12 protein-coding genes are annotated in these 18,511 nt (G+C 43.0%); 2 read left to right on the top strand and 10 right to left on the bottom strand.

The genetic code is table 11. From position 1 onward, the window contains the following. The 9 genes from P7J36_RS02505 to P7J36_RS02465 form a co-directional block, all read right to left on the bottom strand. Nucleotides 1-5,750, bottom strand: a 5,750-nt coding sequence (locus P7J36_RS02505) for a DUF1542 domain-containing protein (RefSeq protein WP_408551198.1), incomplete at its 3' end; no start/stop codon positions are given. A 1,269-nt stretch (nucleotides 5,751-7,019) separates the two neighbouring features. After that, the gene (locus tag P7J36_RS02500; protein WP_408551197.1) at nucleotides 7,020-7,904 is read right to left on the bottom strand and encodes an Rpn family recombination-promoting nuclease/putative transposase; all 885 of its coding nucleotides are present in this window, start codon (nucleotides 7,902-7,904) and stop codon (nucleotides 7,020-7,022) included. A 90-nt stretch (nucleotides 7,905-7,994) separates the two neighbouring features. Next, nucleotides 7,995-8,897, bottom strand: coding sequence for an Rpn family recombination-promoting nuclease/putative transposase (locus P7J36_RS02495; RefSeq protein WP_408551196.1), 903 nt, complete (start codon nucleotides 8,895-8,897; stop codon nucleotides 7,995-7,997). Nucleotides 8,898-9,069: 172 nt separating this feature from the next. Then, entirely contained in the window at nucleotides 9,070-10,077 is a 1,008-nt protein-coding gene (gene tsaD, locus P7J36_RS02490; RefSeq protein WP_408551195.1) for a tRNA (adenosine(37)-N6)-threonylcarbamoyltransferase complex transferase subunit TsaD, read from the bottom strand. Beyond that, nucleotides 10,067-10,507 (bottom strand): ribosomal protein S18-alanine N-acetyltransferase, encoded by a 441-nt coding sequence (rimI, locus tag P7J36_RS02485; RefSeq protein WP_408551194.1) that lies wholly within the window; start codon nucleotides 10,505-10,507, stop codon nucleotides 10,067-10,069. The genes tsaD and rimI overlap by 11 nt, the downstream gene beginning before the upstream one ends. Then, a complete protein-coding gene (gene tsaB, locus P7J36_RS02480) occupies nucleotides 10,504-11,187 on the bottom strand; it encodes a tRNA (adenosine(37)-N6)-threonylcarbamoyltransferase complex dimerization subunit type 1 TsaB (RefSeq protein WP_408551192.1) in 684 nt (227 codons plus the stop codon). The genes rimI and tsaB overlap by 4 nt, the downstream gene beginning before the upstream one ends. Before the next feature lie 306 nt (nucleotides 11,188-11,493). Beyond that, the gene (locus P7J36_RS02475) at nucleotides 11,494-12,597 is read right to left on the bottom strand and encodes a S8/S53 family peptidase (protein WP_073259261.1); all 1,104 of its coding nucleotides are present in this window, start codon (nucleotides 12,595-12,597) and stop codon (nucleotides 11,494-11,496) included. Nucleotides 12,598-12,633: 36 nt separating this feature from the next. Beyond that, the gene (locus P7J36_RS02470; protein WP_024377814.1) at nucleotides 12,634-13,215 is read right to left on the bottom strand and encodes a hypothetical protein; all 582 of its coding nucleotides are present in this window, start codon (nucleotides 13,213-13,215) and stop codon (nucleotides 12,634-12,636) included. Between the two features lie 269 nt (nucleotides 13,216-13,484). Beyond that, nucleotides 13,485-14,351 carry an Rgg/GadR/MutR family transcriptional regulator gene (locus P7J36_RS02465; RefSeq protein ID WP_408551191.1) on the bottom strand — a complete coding sequence of 289 codons (867 nt, stop codon included), beginning with the start codon at nucleotides 14,349-14,351 and terminating at the stop codon, nucleotides 13,485-13,487. Nucleotides 14,352-14,652: 301 nt separating this feature from the next. Here P7J36_RS02465 and P7J36_RS02460 point away from each other — a divergent pair, with 301 nt between their 5' ends. Beyond that, nucleotides 14,653-14,883, top strand: a complete 231-nt coding sequence (locus P7J36_RS02460) for an RNA polymerase epsilon subunit (RefSeq protein WP_398581717.1) — start codon at nucleotides 14,653-14,655, stop codon at nucleotides 14,881-14,883. A gap of 3 nt (nucleotides 14,884-14,886) precedes the next feature. Continuing rightward, nucleotides 14,887-16,566 carry a ribonuclease J1 gene (gene rnjA, locus P7J36_RS02455; protein WP_408551190.1) on the top strand — a complete coding sequence of 560 codons (1,680 nt, stop codon included), beginning with the start codon at nucleotides 14,887-14,889 and terminating at the stop codon, nucleotides 16,564-16,566. A 578-nt stretch (nucleotides 16,567-17,144) separates the two neighbouring features. On the opposite strand, the gene glnA is transcribed toward rnjA, so the two are convergent. Then, nucleotides 17,145-18,491 carry a type I glutamate--ammonia ligase gene (gene glnA, locus P7J36_RS02450; protein ID WP_398582482.1) on the bottom strand — a complete coding sequence of 449 codons (1,347 nt, stop codon included), beginning with the start codon at nucleotides 18,489-18,491 and terminating at the stop codon, nucleotides 17,145-17,147. Nucleotides 18,492-18,511: the final 20 nt, after the last annotated feature.

Genomic DNA, 18,511 nt, shown 5'->3' with positions numbered 1-18,511 from the left:
ACTTCTGCCTTAGCTGCGGCTTTTTCACCTGCAAGAGTTGCGGTGTTAACATCAGCTGGTGTTGCTGCTTTATCGATTGCTTCGGTAGCTTTTGCAACTTCTGCATCTAATGCATCTTTAGCAACTTGCTTCTCTTCTGGTGTCAAGTTAGGGTTGGCATCGATTGCTTTCTTAGCATCGTCGGCTGCGGCTGCAACTTCTGCTTTAGCTGCGGCTTTTTCACCTGCAAGAGTTGCTGTGTTGACATCGGCTGGTGTTGCTGCTTTATCGATAGCATCGGTAGCTTTTGCCACTTCTGCATCTAATGCATCTTTAGCAACTTTTTTCTCTTCTGGTGTCAAGTTAGGGTTGGCATCGATTGCTTTCTTAGCATCATCTGTGGCTGCTTTAAGCTCTTCTTTAGCAAGATCCTTATCAGCTTTCTCTTCCACTGCTTGAACTGCTTCTGGTGTCTCAGCAGTCATAATGTCAGATTTAGCGTCGTCAGCAAGGTCTTCTGCCTTAGCGATTGCTGCTTTTTTCTCGTCCTCTGTCAAGTTTGGATTTGCTTCGATAGCTGCAATCGTTTCTTTTGTATCATCTTCAAGCTTGTTAAGAGCATCCAATTGAGCTGCATCAAGAACATCGCTTGCGATAACATCTACACCCTTGTCTTCAGCTGTTTGAACTGCTTCTGGAGTCGTTGCAGCATTAACAGCATCCTTAGCTTTAGCAAGATCTTTTTCAAGGTCTGCGAGGGCTTTGTCTACTTCCTTATCAGACAAGTTTGGATTTGCAGCAATAGTTTCCTTAGCTTTGGCAGCATCATCTTCAAGTTTGTTCAATGCATCTTGTTTCGCTGCTTCAAGAACTGCCGCATCAACAAGTGGAGTAGCAGTGTCAATTGCTACTTTATCAGCATCTTTTTGAGCTTTCTTAGCTGTTTCAAGGTCTGCAAGTGCTTGTGCATTTTCAGCTGCTTCTGTAGCTGTCTTAGCATTATCAGCAATAGCTTTCAATGCGTCCTCTGTTGCTTCATTTACCTTATCAATTGCTGCTTGTTTCTCAGCGTCTGACAAGTTTGGATTGTCATTGATAGCTTTAATCGCATCATCAGTAAGCTTCTCTGCTGCTTTAGTAGCTTCTTCTGCTTCTGTGCGGATAGCTTCTTTAGCTAACTCTTTGTCCTTAGCCAATTCAACAGCTTTTTCAGCTTCTGAACCTTTTTCTGTCAAGTCATCTTGACCTGCTTTGGTTGCTCCTGCTACATCTGCTGGAGTTGGTGCTGCATCAATTGCGTCTGTCGCTTTCTTAGCTGCGTCTTCAAGCTTATCTTTTTCAGCATTCACAACATCTTGGAGAGCTTTCTTAGCTGCGTCTTGCTCTTCTGGTGTCATAGTTGACGCATCGATAGCTTTTTCTGCTTCTGCTTGTTTCGCTTCGAGGTCTTTGATCTCATCTGCCAACTTGTTAGCAATAACATCTTTTGCTGCTGTCTTAGCAATGATCAAGTCGATTGGCTCTTCAGCTTTTTTACCTGCTTCTGTCAAGGCAGTTTCACCTGCAATTTCAGCTGCTTTAACATCTGCTGGAGTTGTCGCTGCATCAACTGCATCTGTCGCTTTCTTAGCTGCGTCTTCAAGTTTAGCTTTCTCTGCATCTACAACATCTTGGAGAGCTTTCTTAGCTGCGTCTTTCTCTTCTGGTGTCATAGTTGACGCATCGATAGCTTTTTCTGCTTCTGCTTGTTTCGCTTCGAGTTCTTTGACCTCATCCGCTAACTTGTCAGCAATAGCATCTTTCGCTTCTGCCTTAGCAGTAATCAAGTCAAGAGCCGCTTCTGCACCATTTTCTAGATCAGCTAGAGTAGTTTCACCTGCAGTTTGTGCTGCTTTTGCTTCTTCAGGAGTAGTTGCTGCATCAACATTATCTTTAGCAACACCAGCTGCATCGTTCAATGCTTTCTTAGCAATTTCAGCTGCATCCGTGATGTCTTTAACTGCCGCATCTTTTTGATCTGGAGTCAAGTCAGGATTGTTGGTGATAGCTGCAATTTCAGCATTCTTCTTATCTTCAAGGGCTTTCGTTTCGTCAGCCAATTTCTTGTCGATTGCTTCTTTCGCTTTCAACTGAGCCGTGTCTTTTTGGTTAACCTTGAACGGTACGCTCACTGAATCTGTTGTCTTATCTGGGTAAGTCACCGTTACAGGAACAGCAATGTCCGATTCTTGACCAGCAGGTGCTACTACAGATACATTTCCATTCGCATCTACTGTAATTGTGTAACCAAGTGCTTCTTTCACAGCAAGGAAGGTTGGATCAACCGCATAAGTTGTGCCTGCAGGTGCAGTTGTTGCAGTACCTGTAGCATCATTGATAACGATTGGTTGTGTCGCAGCATTGCCACTTCCAGGTACCAAGCTAGTATTTTCATCTGCTGCTGGTTCCAAAACATCCTTATAAGCTTCAATTATCACTTTAACAGTAACATCTTTGTAGACGTTTGATGCTGTTACAACACGAACAACAACATTATGTTCACCTGGTGCTGTCGGAAGAGTTTGTCCTGGAGCCAAATCTCTACGGAAGATACCATTTTCACTGTACGGTACCACAACCGGTTGTCGGTTTGCACTTGTCAATACCTGAATTTTATCAAAAATTTCATCTTTGGTTGGAGTTTGTCCAGCTTCTTTTGTTACATCACCAGTCACTTTAGTATCTAAAATGGTAGAAACTTGGCGATTTGGACTAGCAAATACAACCTCGGTATTATTGTTAGTATCTGTCACTTGGAATGAGCGACTATATGCACCTTGAATATCAACTGATGGTACACCTGAAGCATAACCTTCTATTGTTCCATCTGTTGCATTATCTTGTTTCGTAAGTGCAATGCCATTAATTGGGGCTACTACATTGCTTGGAGTTTGATAGTAAGTAAATGCAGCTACACCGTCTTTATCCTTAACAGTCACTACTTTGACTTTATTGACACCATCTGCTTCATAAGTACCTGCTGACACTGTTTGAATAGGTGAGTTGTTAAAGGCATAAAGGTCTGATTTATCAATTCCAACTGTACGTGTATCGTTTACTGGTACCCAGTTGTAGATGGTCTGACCGTAAACATTGGTTGTTTTGACTTTAACATGGTATTCCGTACCACGAGGGAAGTTTGACAAATCTTCATTTTGAACTTCTGTCACCGCATCTCCCACACGGTAGCCTACAATGGTACGAGTGTAGTTGCTTGGGTCAACAGTGAGGTTATCATTTGAAGATCTATGAGTGATTGTATCAATAAGTAACTTGTTTTCAATTGCTGCCTTAGTCAAATCAGAAGCAGTGGCCACCGTTAGAGCGGTGGTGTCTTTCAACTTATCTGTATAAGTAACAATATAGAATGGATTGCTCTTAGTAACATTACCAGCTGCATCTGTTACGATAATGCGACGACCAACTAAATCACCTGCTGACCATGGGAAACGCCCTGTTAAATGACCGTCTTGAGTAAGGGTAGCAGTTTTTGCCATTGGTTCATCCAAATGTGCTAATTTAGCAGTACTGTTATTATTGTAAGTTGTTGCACTTGGGTCATCCAAATCATAAGTTTTAATGTCTGCTGGAATATCATATGTAATCGTTACGGTATCATTTTCTGGGTCTGTGATTGGGAAGGTTTTGGTTGCTTGAGTAGGATCGATAACTGGTGCTTTTTCCCCATTTACTCCAGTTTCTGTAGTCCCTGTAACATTACCAAAAACATGTACGACACGAAAGGCTTTGGGATCGGTTTCCTTAGCATTCACATACTGATCATTCACTTTATTAGGAAGATCACCAATTGTAGGGATAGTTGCTTTCAAGTTGTAATCAACTTTTACCCAGTTGTAGATAGTTTGACCATAAACGTTGGTTGTTTTAACTTTAACTTGGTAGTCTTTGTCAGTTGGGAATTGAGCAAGGTCAGTTTGTTCAACAAGTTCGCCCTTTGTAACGTTACCATAGGCATCTTCAGTTACAAGACGGTAACCTACGATTGTACGAGTGTATTCATCAGTAGGAACTGTTGGAATGTTTTTACCAGTATTTGGGAAACGCGTACTTGTAGTAGCGATTGCCATCTTGCCAAATACTTCATCCTGAGTTAATGTTTGGCCTTCCAATTTCTTAACTGGTTCGCTAGATGCTTTATCCGTGTAAGCATAGGTTGTGAAGTCATTACTTCTTTGAGTACCTGTATCAGTAGTCACAAGTAACTTACGAGTGTAAGCACCACCTGCTGTATGGTTGTATGAACCGTTAAGGAAGCCATCAGTGTCCATTGTCAAGTTACTTCCCAAAGTGCCATTGGTAAGGTTACTAGTACCGTCATTATAGACAATATTTGTGATTGTTCCTGCAGGTACAAGAGCACGTGATGCATTTATTTTATCAGCAACTGGTGGTGTTCCTTTCGCTCCCCAGGCATCTTCAGTATCTCCCTCTGAAGTACCGAAGACAAAGAGATATCTCGTAAGATTCGGTTTATTTTGGTGGAAAGGACCTGCCTCAGTACCAACTTCTGAGTAGCTATCTGGGCGTGACACTTGAGTCGCATCCAACATCGCCGTCAAGATTCCATCTTTATCGACTTTCAACATTTCAGCCGCAAGGTTTTGTGTGCTTGTGCGTACTGTGTCGATTTGGGCATCGAGTTCTACTTCTGTTGCAGCTGCATTTGCCAAGACTTGGTTAGCTGCTGTTGCTGCGGCTTTTGTATCGTTAGCAGCTGTTTCAAGGGCAGTGTTACCGGCTTGCTCTTTCGCTACTTGGCGTAGTGCCTCGTCCGCAAGTAAGTCTGCTTCTAAAGACAATCGCATCAAGACATCACGGTTTGACAATTGTGATTCTGCAATCTCTTCTTCTTTAGATTTTTTGGTAACAGCAAATACCAAGACGTTTGTTTGTTTTTCAACCAATTGAAGAACCACTTCTGCCTTATCTTGAGCCAATTCGTAACCAGAAGGCATATTCTCAGATGCTGAAACTGTTACTTGTTTTTTAGCAGTATCATCAGTCGTTGTTACAGCTACAAGGTGACCTCTTCTGTCAACAGTTTCGTTTGCTTCATTGACGTAATGCGTGATGTAGCTAAGGTATGCTGTACGTTCTGTTTTGTTAGGAACTGTCTCAGCGGCTGCTGCAGCAACCGCAGCAGTATTCGCTACTTCTGAAGTTGCTTTTGTTGAAGTTTCAGATGCTGCTACAGTTGTTGAGCTTACTGTTTCAGAAGTCGCTGTTGATGTCTCTTCTGAAGTTGCTGCCGTTGTCGAGGTTTCAGATGCTGAAACTGCTGCCGAATCCTCAGTTGATGCTACTTCTGAAGTTGCTTTCTCAACGACAACTGTAAATACATTTTCAGCATTTTCAGTAACTGTTTCTTGACCCAAACCTGATACAAGTGCGTACCCTTCTGGGACAAGATCAGTTGTCAAATTAGCGGTTGCTACGGCTGTTGCTTCTGTTGTTTGAACTGAAACATTTTTTGTTTGCGTATTGATAACTGTGCCTGCTTGATCCACCACATTTACTGTGTAGGACACTGAGGCTAACCGCTCGCTTGGTACAACTGTTGATGTCGGTTCTGCTGTGTTCGCATGCACAATAGGGCTACTTGCGATTGCTCCTCCAAAAATCACGTTAGCAATGACCGCCGAAGCTAAACCAAAGCTAAACTTACGAAAAGAAAAACGTTGTTCCTTTCTAAACATATCTTTACTAGACATGAATTTCCTCCAATATTATAATAAGTTATACTATGTGTAGCTATTAGGATATCATCATACTTTAAGCCAAACAAAAATACCCCCCCCTGCTTTAAAAAGTTAGCAGGGGAGGTATCTTCTGCGGTATGCTCATTTCCGAACATGGTTTGTCGGTCATCAGTAACAATTGCTCTGCAAAAATCTACATAAGTATAACGATTAAATTATAGCACAATTATATCTGAAAAAGCAAGAAAAATGCTTGGAATTCTCGTGTATTTTAACTTTTTTTGTAAAAATTTTACAGTTAGAATTTGACTTGGTTTTCTGAGCGCGTTTTCATGTTATTTTTCTGAAAATGGGTGTCTTGTTTTCTTGGGTGGTTAACATCGTTTTCCGAATGTTTTCTGTATTCTTTTGTGTATTTTCCAAAAAAGAGCGAACAAGAAGGGTCGGAGCTCCATGTAGGAAGGAGAGAGAGGGGGGTGGTGATTGGATGTATGCGTTTAAGCAGAAGAAGAATGGTGTTGCATATATATATGCTAGCAGAGGGGTGGAGCGGGGTGGTGGTGCATGGATATGTATTGACGGATGGAGGGACAGGTAGATGCTTTGATATATATGTCCAAGAAGAGTGCCGGGAGATTTAGGAGTTGTGTGTTGATGATGGAGACTTGGATATATGAGTATCTACAAAAGGGTGAGATCATGGAGGTATAGGTGGGAGTGGAAAAGATGGTGTCGCTTGGATATGTATGTTTGAGTAGAAAAAGGGGCATGGATATATTGGTTCAGATAAGGGAAGGATGTTGGTGGTTGGATATATATGTAAGTTGTATACTTTTATATCTTTACATATCGAGGTTGGTTATGGTGAATACAGGGGATTGAATTAAGAAAGGGACAGTTTTAGGTTATCGTATCAGTAGCCCACTCCCAAAATATAGTCATTTAGTTTATCTTTGATTACTTCGTTAACTCGCTTTGCCGCACTCCAGTACAGCCTGCAGCTCGTTGCCTTGTACTAAAAGAAAACTAAACGACTATAACTGTAGGATTCTCAAATTTACAAACATAGATGCGTCCTGTTTTTGATTCATCTGGCTATACTAGTACAAAACACAAAAAACCTCGAAATAAGCAGTTTCCGAGGGAGTTGATAGATTCTGTAAATTTCAGGGCATGTTCTATCTTGTCGGGTTGAATGGTAAAGTCACGATTGCCGAAAAACTCGAACCATTTTTTGACATCGTAATCGGAAATGGTTTCGGGTTATATGGAGAGCAGATGTTAGCTATTTGCGTTCAACTCACTTTGAAGTTGAAGAACTCGCTCGAGAGGGAGGTTTAAACTGTTCGATATGATATCAATATTAACTCCAGCTAACAATAAATTACGTGCAGAGGTGATTTGAAGTTCTTCTCGTGCTTCCTCCTGTGCAGTCACCAAAGTGGCGTAGCTAACCTCAAGGCTATCAATTTGCTTATCCCACATGTCTTTTTCCTCCTTTGTCCAGGTTGTAAAGTCTAGGGCGTGTTCTGCCTGGGAGATAATCTTGTCAGGCTGAATGGTAAAATCTCGGTTACCGAAAAACTCGAACCATTTTTTGACATCGTAGTCAGAAATGGTTTCGGGTTGGTATTTTTCTAGCTCCAGAAATGCCATCTTCAAGAGGCTGTGGTGTTTGGAGCTGTTTTTGGGTTTGACTGTCAGCTCTTCATTGGTCTCCTCTTCACGCAAAGAAAAAACATGGAAGGGCTTATCGTCGTCGAAATAATTTTTCTCCAAGAGAGCGATACCGTAAACGGGGTAAATTCTCTCGTGTGTGAAGTGGGTGTGACCGTGACCGTATTCTTGCCGAATTTTTTCAACATTATCATGCACCTGCGTACAAATGTAGGCCCACAAACGATTGACGAAAGTCTTTTGCTTGGCAATCTGGATTTCAATGACTACTTGGGTCCCGTCGTCCAGCTTGACTAGAATGTCGGTCACAGTGTAAAAGCCCTTGGGTAAATCATCATTTGGCAGACGAATCTGATGACCGTCCAGCAGTTCCACTTCTTGAACAGGCAAGTCCAAAATATCTGAAATAAAGGCCTTGGTCACTTCCGTGTTTTGAAAAATTTTCTTGGCAACCGTGTCTTGTGTTGGTTTTAATAGGGTATGTCTCAAAATACCACATCCTTTCATTTGATTTTTCGTGATAGAGCCAGTTTTTTGTCTCTACTTATTTATTCGAAATCAAATGAAAAAATTCTCTAGTTAGGCGTTTGTGTTCAACTCGCTTTGAAGTTGGAGAACACGATCGAGGGGGAGGTTTAGATTTTCAGCTATTGCGTCCGCTGGAAAACCAGACCTCAAGAAATTACGAGCAGAGGTGATTTGAACTTCTTCACGACCTCGCTCCAACCCCTCTTCAAATCCGTCTTCTAATGCTGTCATCAGTGTAGCATAACTAACCTCAAGGCTATCTATTTGCTTATCCCACATGTCTTGTTCCTCCTTTGTCCAGATTGTAAAGTCTAAGGCGTGTTCTGCCTGGGAGATAATCTTGTCAGGCTGAATGGTAAAATCTCGGTTGCCGAAAAACTCGAACCATTTTTTGACATCGTAATCGGAAATGGTTTCGGGCTGATATTTTTCTAACTCCAGAAAAGCCATTTTCAAGAGACCGTGCTGTTTGGAGCTGTTTTTGGGTTTGACTGTCAGCTCTTCATTGGTCTCCTCTTCACGCAAAGAAAAAATGTGGAAGGGCTTATCATCCTCGAAATAATTTTTCTCCAAGAGAGCGATACCGTAAACGGGGTAAATTCTCTCGTGTGTGAAGTGGGTGTGGCCGTATTCTTGCCGAATTTTTTCAACATTATCATGCACCTGCGTACAAATGTAGGCCCACAAACGATTGACGAAAGTCTTTTGCTTGGCAATCTGGATTTCAATGACTACTTGGGTCCCGTCGTCCAGCTTGACTAGAATGTCGGTCACAGTGTAAAAGCCCTTGGGTAAATCATCATTTGGCAGACGAATCTGATGACCGTCCAGCAGTTCCACTTCTTGAACAGGCAAGTCCAAAATATCTGAAATAAAGGCCTTGGTCACTTCCGTGTTTTGAAAAATTTTCTTGGCAACCGTATCTTGTGTTGGTTTTAATAGGGTATGTCTCAATATACCACATCCTTTCATTTGATTTTTCGTGGTAGAGCCCGTTTTTTTGTCTCTACTTACTTTATTCGAAATCAAATGAAAAAACTTTTCTATATATAGTATACCACAAATGAAAAAAGTAACCCACCACAAAATGTGATGAGTTCGTTTCTAGGTATGTACAAAATTTTCTTTACAAATTCTCAAAAGCTAGACTTGGTTTGGCATTCAAATCCCAACCAGCAAAGTTTTTCTTATTGTATTCACTAACGGCTGCCAAGGCAATCATGCCTGCATTGTCACCGCAGAGGCGAAGCGGGGGAATGATGACCTCCACATCCGTGATTTCAGCCGCCAACCGCTCTCGCAAGCCCTGATTGGCTGCCACACCGCCCGCTACGACCAAGGTTTTAACAGGGTATTGCTCCAAGGCCTTCTTGGTCTTAGCCATGAGAATGTCCATAACACAAGCTTGGAAAGAGGCTGACAGGTCCGCATTGGACAAGCTTTCCCCTTTCTGCTGGGCATTGTGGTAGAGGTTGATAAAGGCGGATTTCAAACCTGAGAAAGAAAACTCCAGATTATCCTCCTTAATCATAGCCCGAGGGAAGTCATAAATATCTTGCCCCTCATGTGCCAACTCATCAATGACCCGACCAGCTGGATAGGGCAGACCCATGACCCGCCCCACCTTATCGTAGGCCTCGCCGACCGCATCATCTCGCGTTTCACCGACAATCTTGTAGTCACCCGCCTCTGACACATAGACCAACTCCGTGTGCCCACCGCTGACCAAGAGGGCCAAGAGGGGAAACTCCAACTCCTTGACCGCCCGTGCCGCCATCAAGTGCCCTGCCATATGGTTGACAGGAATGAGCGGCAAGCCATTAGCCCAGGCAAAGGCCTTGGCAGCCGAAATCCCGACCAGCAAAGCACCGACCAAGCCAGGCCCATAGGTCACAGCCACAGCCGTCAGGTCCTCTGCCGTCACCTCCGCCTCCAACAAGGCCTCCTCGATGCAGGCCGTAATCACTTCCACATGGTGACGGCTGGCCACCTCAGGCACCACCCCACCAAACCGCTGGTGGCTGGCAATCTGGCTAGCAATGACATTGGACAAAAGCTCCGCATCATTTCGCAAAACAGCCACCGAAGTCTCGTCACACGAAGTCTCAATCGCCAAAATCAATCTATCTTTCATTCCGTTCTCTCTTCATTAGTACCGCGTCCTCGACAGGATGGCGGTAGTAGTCTTTTCGTTTTCCTATTTTGGTAAAATGCTGGCGTGCATAGAGGGCCTGAGCGACCCTATTGGACTCCCTCACTTCGAGGAAGATATCCCCATCCCAGTCCATCACAGCAGCCATCAGTTGACTGGCGATTCCCAACCTCTGAAAATCAGTCTTGACAGCAATCTGCAAGATTTCCATTTCATCCAGCACCGTCTGCACAGCCAAAAAACCGACTAGCTCCTGACCCTCATAGGCCAGATAGTAGTCCTCATCCTGACTAGCCATGCTAGAGGCAATCTGTTCCAAGGTCCATGGAGATTGGTCATAGACCGACTGCATAACTGCCAAAACAGCCTCTGCCAGATTTTCCTGACCGTCGTAGTGTTTAATCTCTATCATACACGTTTGATATAACTTTCTGAGCCAGCTTTGTTGTCCTTGAGCCAGTTCTCCTCTGCCTCTACTCGTTTGAGATAGTTGGGCTCAAAGCTGGTGACATCTGCCGCTGGCAAGTCTTGACCAAGCACCGCCAGCTGATAGGCAGACGGCAGACTGGTTTGATACTGGGCAGTTGGCAGAACTTGCTCGATTTGCTCCTTAAAGTTCTCAACTTCTCCGACAAAGGTGATGTTTGCCTTGCCAGACAGGCTAGATAGCAAGTCTTCAAAAGACCAGTAGCGGTCTGCCTCGACTGCTCTGCCATTTTCATAAACACCTGCATAGACGCAGTTACGGCGGGCATCGATGAGGGGAACCACCAGACCCGTCAGGCTGGACGGAACCAGAGACTGAAGACTGGATAGCCCCACCAAGTCGATCTTGAGGGTGTAGGCCAAGGTCTTGGCAGTCGCCACCGCCACCCGCAGACCCGTGTAGGAGCCAGGTCCCTGAGCGACCACAATCCGCTCCAAGTCTTTGGGCGTCCAGCCCACCTGTGCCACCAAAAAATCGACCACAGGCATGAGGCTGATACTATGATTTTTCTTGACGGCCAGCAGGGTTTCCGCCTGCAAACGACCGTCCTCCACCAAGGCCACCGACAAGGCTTGGTTGGAGCTGTCTAAAGCTAGTATTTTCATAAGTTTCTCTTTCCTTACAATGCTACTCTCTATTGTAAGCTAACTTGGGGAATTTTTCAAATATAGAAAACCTCCTATGAGTATAGGAGGCAAAAAAATCTCATCAAAAATGAATACTACCGAAATATCCCAGTGTAACAAACAGCATCAACCAGATTGAAAATACAATTTGAAAGAGGGACGTTACGACGACAAATCCTTTTTGTAGCTTGGAAGTAGCCTTAGCAAAGTACCTTGTCGAAAAATAGACTTGAACTCCAACAATAAGGACAACGAACACAATTGAAATTAATTCCATCTAACACCTCACATTTGAGTCGGCAAAATTAACAAGGCAAGAATAACCAGTAACACGTCCGTTACAACGATGTACCGCATATAAGCACCCCGCACCTCACTCTCTTTTCTCGCGGTGAGTATCCCTAGGATTGTCTGGAAAACAAGAAGACCTATCAGAGATAGAGAGAGCACTGTGTAGCTGTTATTTACCAAAGCTTGATGCGTTTCATAACCAGCCAACAATGGAGACTGCTTGCTCTTCACAGACCGTGCACTAAAAAAGTCATCTAGTTGCTTGGTGATTTCTGCATCGGTTTGTCCGACGGAGAGCAAGTGGGCAATTGTCCCCGAAACAAAGGCCGTGCTAAAAGAGGAACCCTCGCTTCGTACAATCCTGTTTTCCATTGACAGCGTTTCTTGAGAGTACGGTGCGTAGTAAGCAATCTCTTCCTGCGGATTCAATAACGTAAAAAATTCATTGTAGGTACCTACGGAGACAACCCCTTCAATCGTCAAAAGAGGGTTTAGGGCCTCTACCTTTTTCAAATCATAAGCTGGGACAACCATATAGCCACCTTGTTGAAGGTAGGCTTCAACCACATCTTCCAATTCTTTACTTGGATTGGTCACCACCATACTCAGATTCACAACATCAACATGATCTTCAATAGCCTGCTGAACAGCTTTGACAAGGTAGTCATTTTTTATCGTCCCGTCATCATCCGTTACCTTGTAGGAAAACAATCTTGCTTCCGGGCTCAATCCCAGCGTTAGCACATGATTATTCTTAGCACCAATGATACTGGCAATCTTTGTCCCGTGACCAATGGTATCAAAGACAGAGGTTGAAGTGGAAAAAACTTGCATATCCTCAACATAAAACTCATCTACCGCTTCTTCCCTTATACCAGAGTCAATGATAGCAACTCTGACCTCCTGAGTCGGCTTTGCTGTCGGATCAATGTTGGGATAATAACGCGATGTTCCCCAACCTGTATGCTGGTGGTTAAGTGGAAAACCCGAAAATTGACCAAGTGGATTGGAAACCAGCCCCTCTCTAAATACCACCGCACAAACCAAGGCAAGAAGACAACTAACAAGCCCAAACAGTCTTAGTATTTTTTGAATCAACCTGCAACTCCTTCTAATTTTATACAAACACATTTATTAATGTCTATGCCAATATGGACTGTGACCAATCCTAGGAGAACAATTTCTATATAAATCCGCTCTACAGTAACGCAAATTGGGATTCTTAATGATAGATTCATAAACACATTGGCTAACAACTGCCATAGCTATGTTACAATCTGAGGTAATAAAATTTTGGTATCCCCAACCATTATTATCTAAACAGTATGGAAGACCACCGCCTGAAAGAATTGCATCTGAATTTTCTGCGGTCTTATCAATATATACCATTGATAACGGTACCTTCATATCAGAATGATTGTAATCCATAGTGGCTTCAATCATACCTTTAATACTCTCCACCTCATCAGGAGTCGCATTCGGAAAAGCCTCATTTGGTAGATCTAAGATTTCTTCAAAACTATATAGAGGCTCCGTCTGTGCTGCAACCTCTATTTGTTGCTCCACAATCAACTGACCTTCAGCCATTTCACTAATAACAACAGCCTCAGAATGGTCTCCGTGACTAGAGTGGTCTCCATGAGACTCAGCAAACACTAAAGAAGCTGGAAAAACCAATGAAAACAGCATAGTAACTGCTAAGAACTTCTTTTTCATAAGACTACTCCTATCTTTTTATAGTACATCTACATTGTATCATCTTCAAAACGAAATAAAGTCCACTTACAAATCTGTAAGTCAATTTTTTAAACTTACAAATATGTAAGTCATTTTAACAAATAAAATGTTGTGCTATACTAAAAAGAAAAAGAGGTGCGTTCTATGTAAAAGAATATATCAATTATTGTACTCGCTTTGTTGCTATCAATTCCAATCGTTATTGACCCATTATCCAATCCTGTCCCCATTCTCCTAACTTCTTATTTTTAAGACTCAAATCTTAAAAAATGAACCCGGATAATCGAAGCTGTCTGATCATCTATCAATTCCTGTATAGATTGAATGTAGGTTTCGATTATCTCTTTTTCTTTGTCTGAACGACCATTTTCGATATAGTCCAATAGCAGACGATAATAGCGAGCCATTATCTTTACAAAGGTATCTTTAAAACTAATCATAGACTCCATTTTATCTAAGTAATAGGAAACTTGAGAGTATATTCCTCTATCAAATAATTCCGAAATCGTATTGAGTAACGTAGATTTTATAAGTTCCTGATGTTTCCTAAGTTTATTAAAAGATTTTTCTTCCTTACATAAGTCATGAGCAAAATACAATAACATCCGATTATTCAACAACATCTGTGCATTCATAAATAGATAAAGCTCAAAACTTGTCCACTCCTCAATAGCAAAGAGATAATCTGAGAGAAACTTCCTATCCTCCTCGTCAAAATCAGTTCGTCCATCTAAGGCAGCCAGCGCCACCTTGATGACTATTCCATTTAACCGAGCATAGAGTTCGCCCTCAGCTTTCAAGAGGTCTGACTCCAACAAAGCCTCTAGCCCATCCCTATCCTGTCGGTAATACAAATCTGAAATCAGATTAGCCAGCTCAATATGGGGCGCTTCTTTATATCCATGGTATTTGTAGGTGAACTCCTCCATGGTCATGTTAATCCCTTCAACTGCCAGTATCAACTTATCCGCTGCCAACATGGATTTCCCTGATTCAAAGCGTGATAGCTGAGCTGCTGTAAAGTCTCCACCGACAACATCCTTTTGTTTGACCAAGCGGGAACGACGGAGTTCCCTGTAAAATTCGCCTAAATTCATTTGTGGTACTGTACCCATGGCTCATCTCCTTTCTTGATGCATTGAAAATCCGCTTACATTTATTATAATATCCAAATATATTTTTGTCAATTTACATTATTATTCTATCAATTAAGCTCTAATTTCTGAAAACCATAACACTTTTCCATTTTCCTACCAAACCCTTTTACCATCAGCATATTTTATGGTATAATGAAGAGTACATTTAGACTGAATAATTTGACAACTCGAGAAAATTGAATAGGCATTACCAAACAGACCCAACTGTTTGGGGCTTTTTTCATAGTTGCCAGTCAAAAAGAAAGGAACTATACTACACATGATTTATAAAGTATTCTATCAAGAAACAAAGACCAGCCCACGCCGTGAACAAACACAAGTTCTCTATGTGGAAGTGGATGCAACTTCTGAGCGAGAGGGACGCATCAAAGTGAAGGAACTAGTTGAAACCAAATTCCCAGCCTACAATGTCGAATTTGTAGACCTTCTCTCTGATAAGCACCTCGAATACGAGAAAGAGCACGCAGATTTCAAAATTACGGAGTTTTAATCCATGTCATCAGTCAATCTAAAACCTCATGAAGTTGGCGTTTTCGCCATCGGTGGTTTGGGAGAAATCGGGAAAAATACCTACGGTATCGAGTATAAGGATGAAATTCTCATCGTCGATGCCGGTATCAAGTTCCCAGAAGATGACCTATTGGGTATCGACTACGTTATCCCAGACTACTCCTACATCGTTGAAAACCTAGACCGTGTTAAAGGTCTGGTCATTACCCACGGGCACGAAGACCACATCGGAGGCATTCCCTTCTTGCTCAAGCAAGCTAATGTCCCAATCTATGCAGGTCCATTAGCCCTCGCCCTTATCCGTGGCAAATTGGAAGAACACGGACTACTCCGTGATGCGACTTTGCATGAAATCAATCATAAGACTGAGTTGACTTTCAAGCACCTCAAGGTCAGCTTCTTCCGCACCACCCACTCCATTCCAGAACCACTTGGTATCGTCGTTGATACCCCTCAAGGAAAAATCGTCTGTACCGGTGACTTCAAGTTCGACTTCACTCCAGTTGGCGAGCCAGCAGACCTTCACCGCATGGCTGCCCTCGGTGAAGAAGGCGTTCTCTGCCTCCTCTCCGACTCGACAAATGCTGAAGTCCCAACCTTCACCAACTCGGAAAAAGTGGTCGGCCAGTCCATTATGAAACTGATTGAAGGTATCCATGGACGTATCATCTTTGCTTCCTTTGCCTCCAACATCTTCCGTCTCCAACAAGCTGCGGATGCAGCGGTTAAGACCGGACGCAAGATCGCTGTCTTTGGACGTTCCATGGAAAAAGCCATTGTTAACGGTATCGAGCTCGGATACATCAAGGTGCCTAAGGATACCTTCATCGAGCCAAACGAAATCAAAGAATACCCTGCCAGCGAGATCATGATTCTCTGTACAGGTAGCCAGGGGGAGCCAATGGCTGCCCTATCTCGCATCGCCCACGGTACTCACCGTCAGGTTCAACTCCAGCCGGGTGACACAGTTATCTTCTCGTCCAGTCCTATTCCGGGAAATACCACAGGTGTTAACAAGCTGATCAATATCTTGATTGAAGCCGGTGTTGACGTCATTCATGGTAAGATTAACAACATCCATACCTCTGGGCACGGCGGTCAGCAAGAGCAAAAACTCATGCTCCGCCTGATCAAACCAAAATACTTCATGCCTGTCCATGGTGAATACCGCATGCAAAAAATCCATGCTAGTCTGGCAGTTGATACAGGCGTGCCAAAAGACAACATCTTCATCATGGAAAACGGCGATGTCCTAGCATTGACTAAGGATTCTGCCCGCATAGCAGGGCACTTCAACGCTCAGGACATCTATGTGGACGGAAACCGTATCGGTGAAATCGGCGCAGCTGTCCTCAAAGACCGCCGTGACCTATCTGAAGACGGGGTCGTCCTTGCAGTCGCAACTGTTGACTTCAAGTCCAAGATGATTCTGGCAGGTCCAGATATTCTCAGCCGCGGTTTTATCTACATGCGTGAATCTGGTGATCTGATCCGTGAGAGTCAACGTGTCCTTTTCAATGCTATCCGAATTGCCATGCGCAACAAAGATGCCAATATCCAAACGGTCAACGGTGCCATCGTCAACGCCCTACGACCATTCCTATACGAAAAAACAGAACGTGAGCCAATCATTATCCCAATGATTCTGACGCCTGACCGATAACACACTAAAATCCCAGAGGTAAAACCTCTGGTATTTATTTTATATTAATACTCTTCGAAAATCAAAATTATCCGTTGTCAACTTGCCTTGATGAACTCCAGTTCTATCTTCGGCTTCGTTTCCTAGGCTACTTTTGATTTTCATTGAGTATAACAAGATAACCCAGCTTGAAAAAGACCGTCTTCAAGCTCATGTCCATCCTCTCGTCCTGCTATTTCTGAGCTCAAGCTGAAATAGTCTCTTCCCAGACTACTTCACTCCACTGGACCATTACTCGCTCTCTAATTTTCAAGCTCATGAACAAGAGGCTGGACAAAAAGCCCTGGCCCACTTCTCAGTGTTCGTGTCAACATCTCAGCGCAGTGGTTGATTGGCAGATTTGTTCGTGTTTCACACTCCAAATCTAACCTAATCAACTGTGCGGGGGTGGGAAGACGAACTCTTTTTGACTTAGTCGAGTTCTTTCCCACTCCCAATTCGCTATCTGGTTTTCAAACTCATGAAAAAATGGTCCACCGGACCATTACTCGTTTTCCAATTTCCGGACTCGTGAAAAAATGGTCCACTGGACCATTTTTTTAATACATATCCAAATAGTTGTCGATTTCCCATTGGGAAACGTAAGTTGCGTAGCTTGCCCATTCAATTTTCTTGGCTTCTACAAAGTTAGTATAGATATGATCACCTAGAGCTGCACGAACAACTTTATCTTTACGAAGTGCCTTCAAAGCATTGTGAAGTGTTGAAGGAAGATCTGTAATTCCTGCCTCTCGACGTTCTTCATCAGACATGGCATAAATATTAGATTCAACTGGCGCTGGAGCCTCAATTTTATTTTCAATTCCTGACAAACCAACTTCTAAGAGCACTGCCATAGCCAAATATGGGTTGGCAGTTGGATCAACCGAGCGCAATTCCAAACGAGTTCCCATTCCGCGTGATGCAGGTACGCGAACCAATGGTGAGCGGTTTTTACCAGCCCAAGCAATATACACAGGAGCTTCAAAGCCTGGAACCAAACGCTTGTAAGAGTTCACTGTCGGGTTTGTAATAGCAGTATAGTTATAAGCATGCTTAATCAAACCACCAAGGAAATGGTAAGCAGTTTGAGACAGCTGCATACCGCGAGGATCTTCTGGATCAAAGAAGGCATTATTCCCATCCTTATCAAAGAGTGACATGTTGCAGTGCATACCTGAGCCAGCAATACCAAACTTAGGCTTGGCCATAAATGTCGCATACATACCATGCTTACGAGCAATTGTTTTAACAACTAACTTGAAGATTTGAATATTGTCACAAGCTTTTAAGACATCCGCATATTTGAAGTCAATTTCATGCTGACCTACTGCCACTTCGTGATGGCTCGCTTCAACTTCAAAGCCCATCTCTGTCAAGACATTGACGATTTCGCGACGTGTATTATCAGCCAAGTCCGTTGGTGCGAGGTCAAAGTAACCACCTTTATCATTTACTTCAAGCGTTGGATTTCCTTGTTCGTCCATCTTAAAGAGGAAGAATTCTGGTTCTGGACCAAGGTTGAATGAAGAGAAACCTGCCTCTTCCATGTGACGAAGCGATTTCTTCAAATTTCCACGTGGGTCACCAGCAAAAGGCTTAGCATCTGTTGTATAAATATCACAAATCAAGCCAGCTACACGGCCATTTTCATCACCCCAAGGGAAGATAGTCCATGTATCCAAGTCTGGGTAAAGATACATATCTGATTCATTGATACGAACAAATCCTTCAATAGATGAACCATCAAACATGACCTTATTTGACAAAACCTTTTCGACCTGCTCATCAGTTGCTGGAATTTCTACGTTTTTCATCACTCCCATGATGTCTGTAAACATAAGACGTAGGAAGGTAACGTTTTTCTCTTTGATATCGCGCTTGATATCTGCCACTGTGAATGTCATTATTTTTCTCCTCTATTTTA

Origin of the sequence: Streptococcus suis (assembly GCF_046032115.1) — a bacterium.
Taxonomy (GTDB): Bacteria; Bacillota; Bacilli; order Lactobacillales; family Streptococcaceae; genus Streptococcus; species Streptococcus suis_AJ.
The sequence above is the reverse complement of the archived record's forward strand: the minus strand, read 5'-3'. Positions and strand labels throughout refer to the sequence as shown.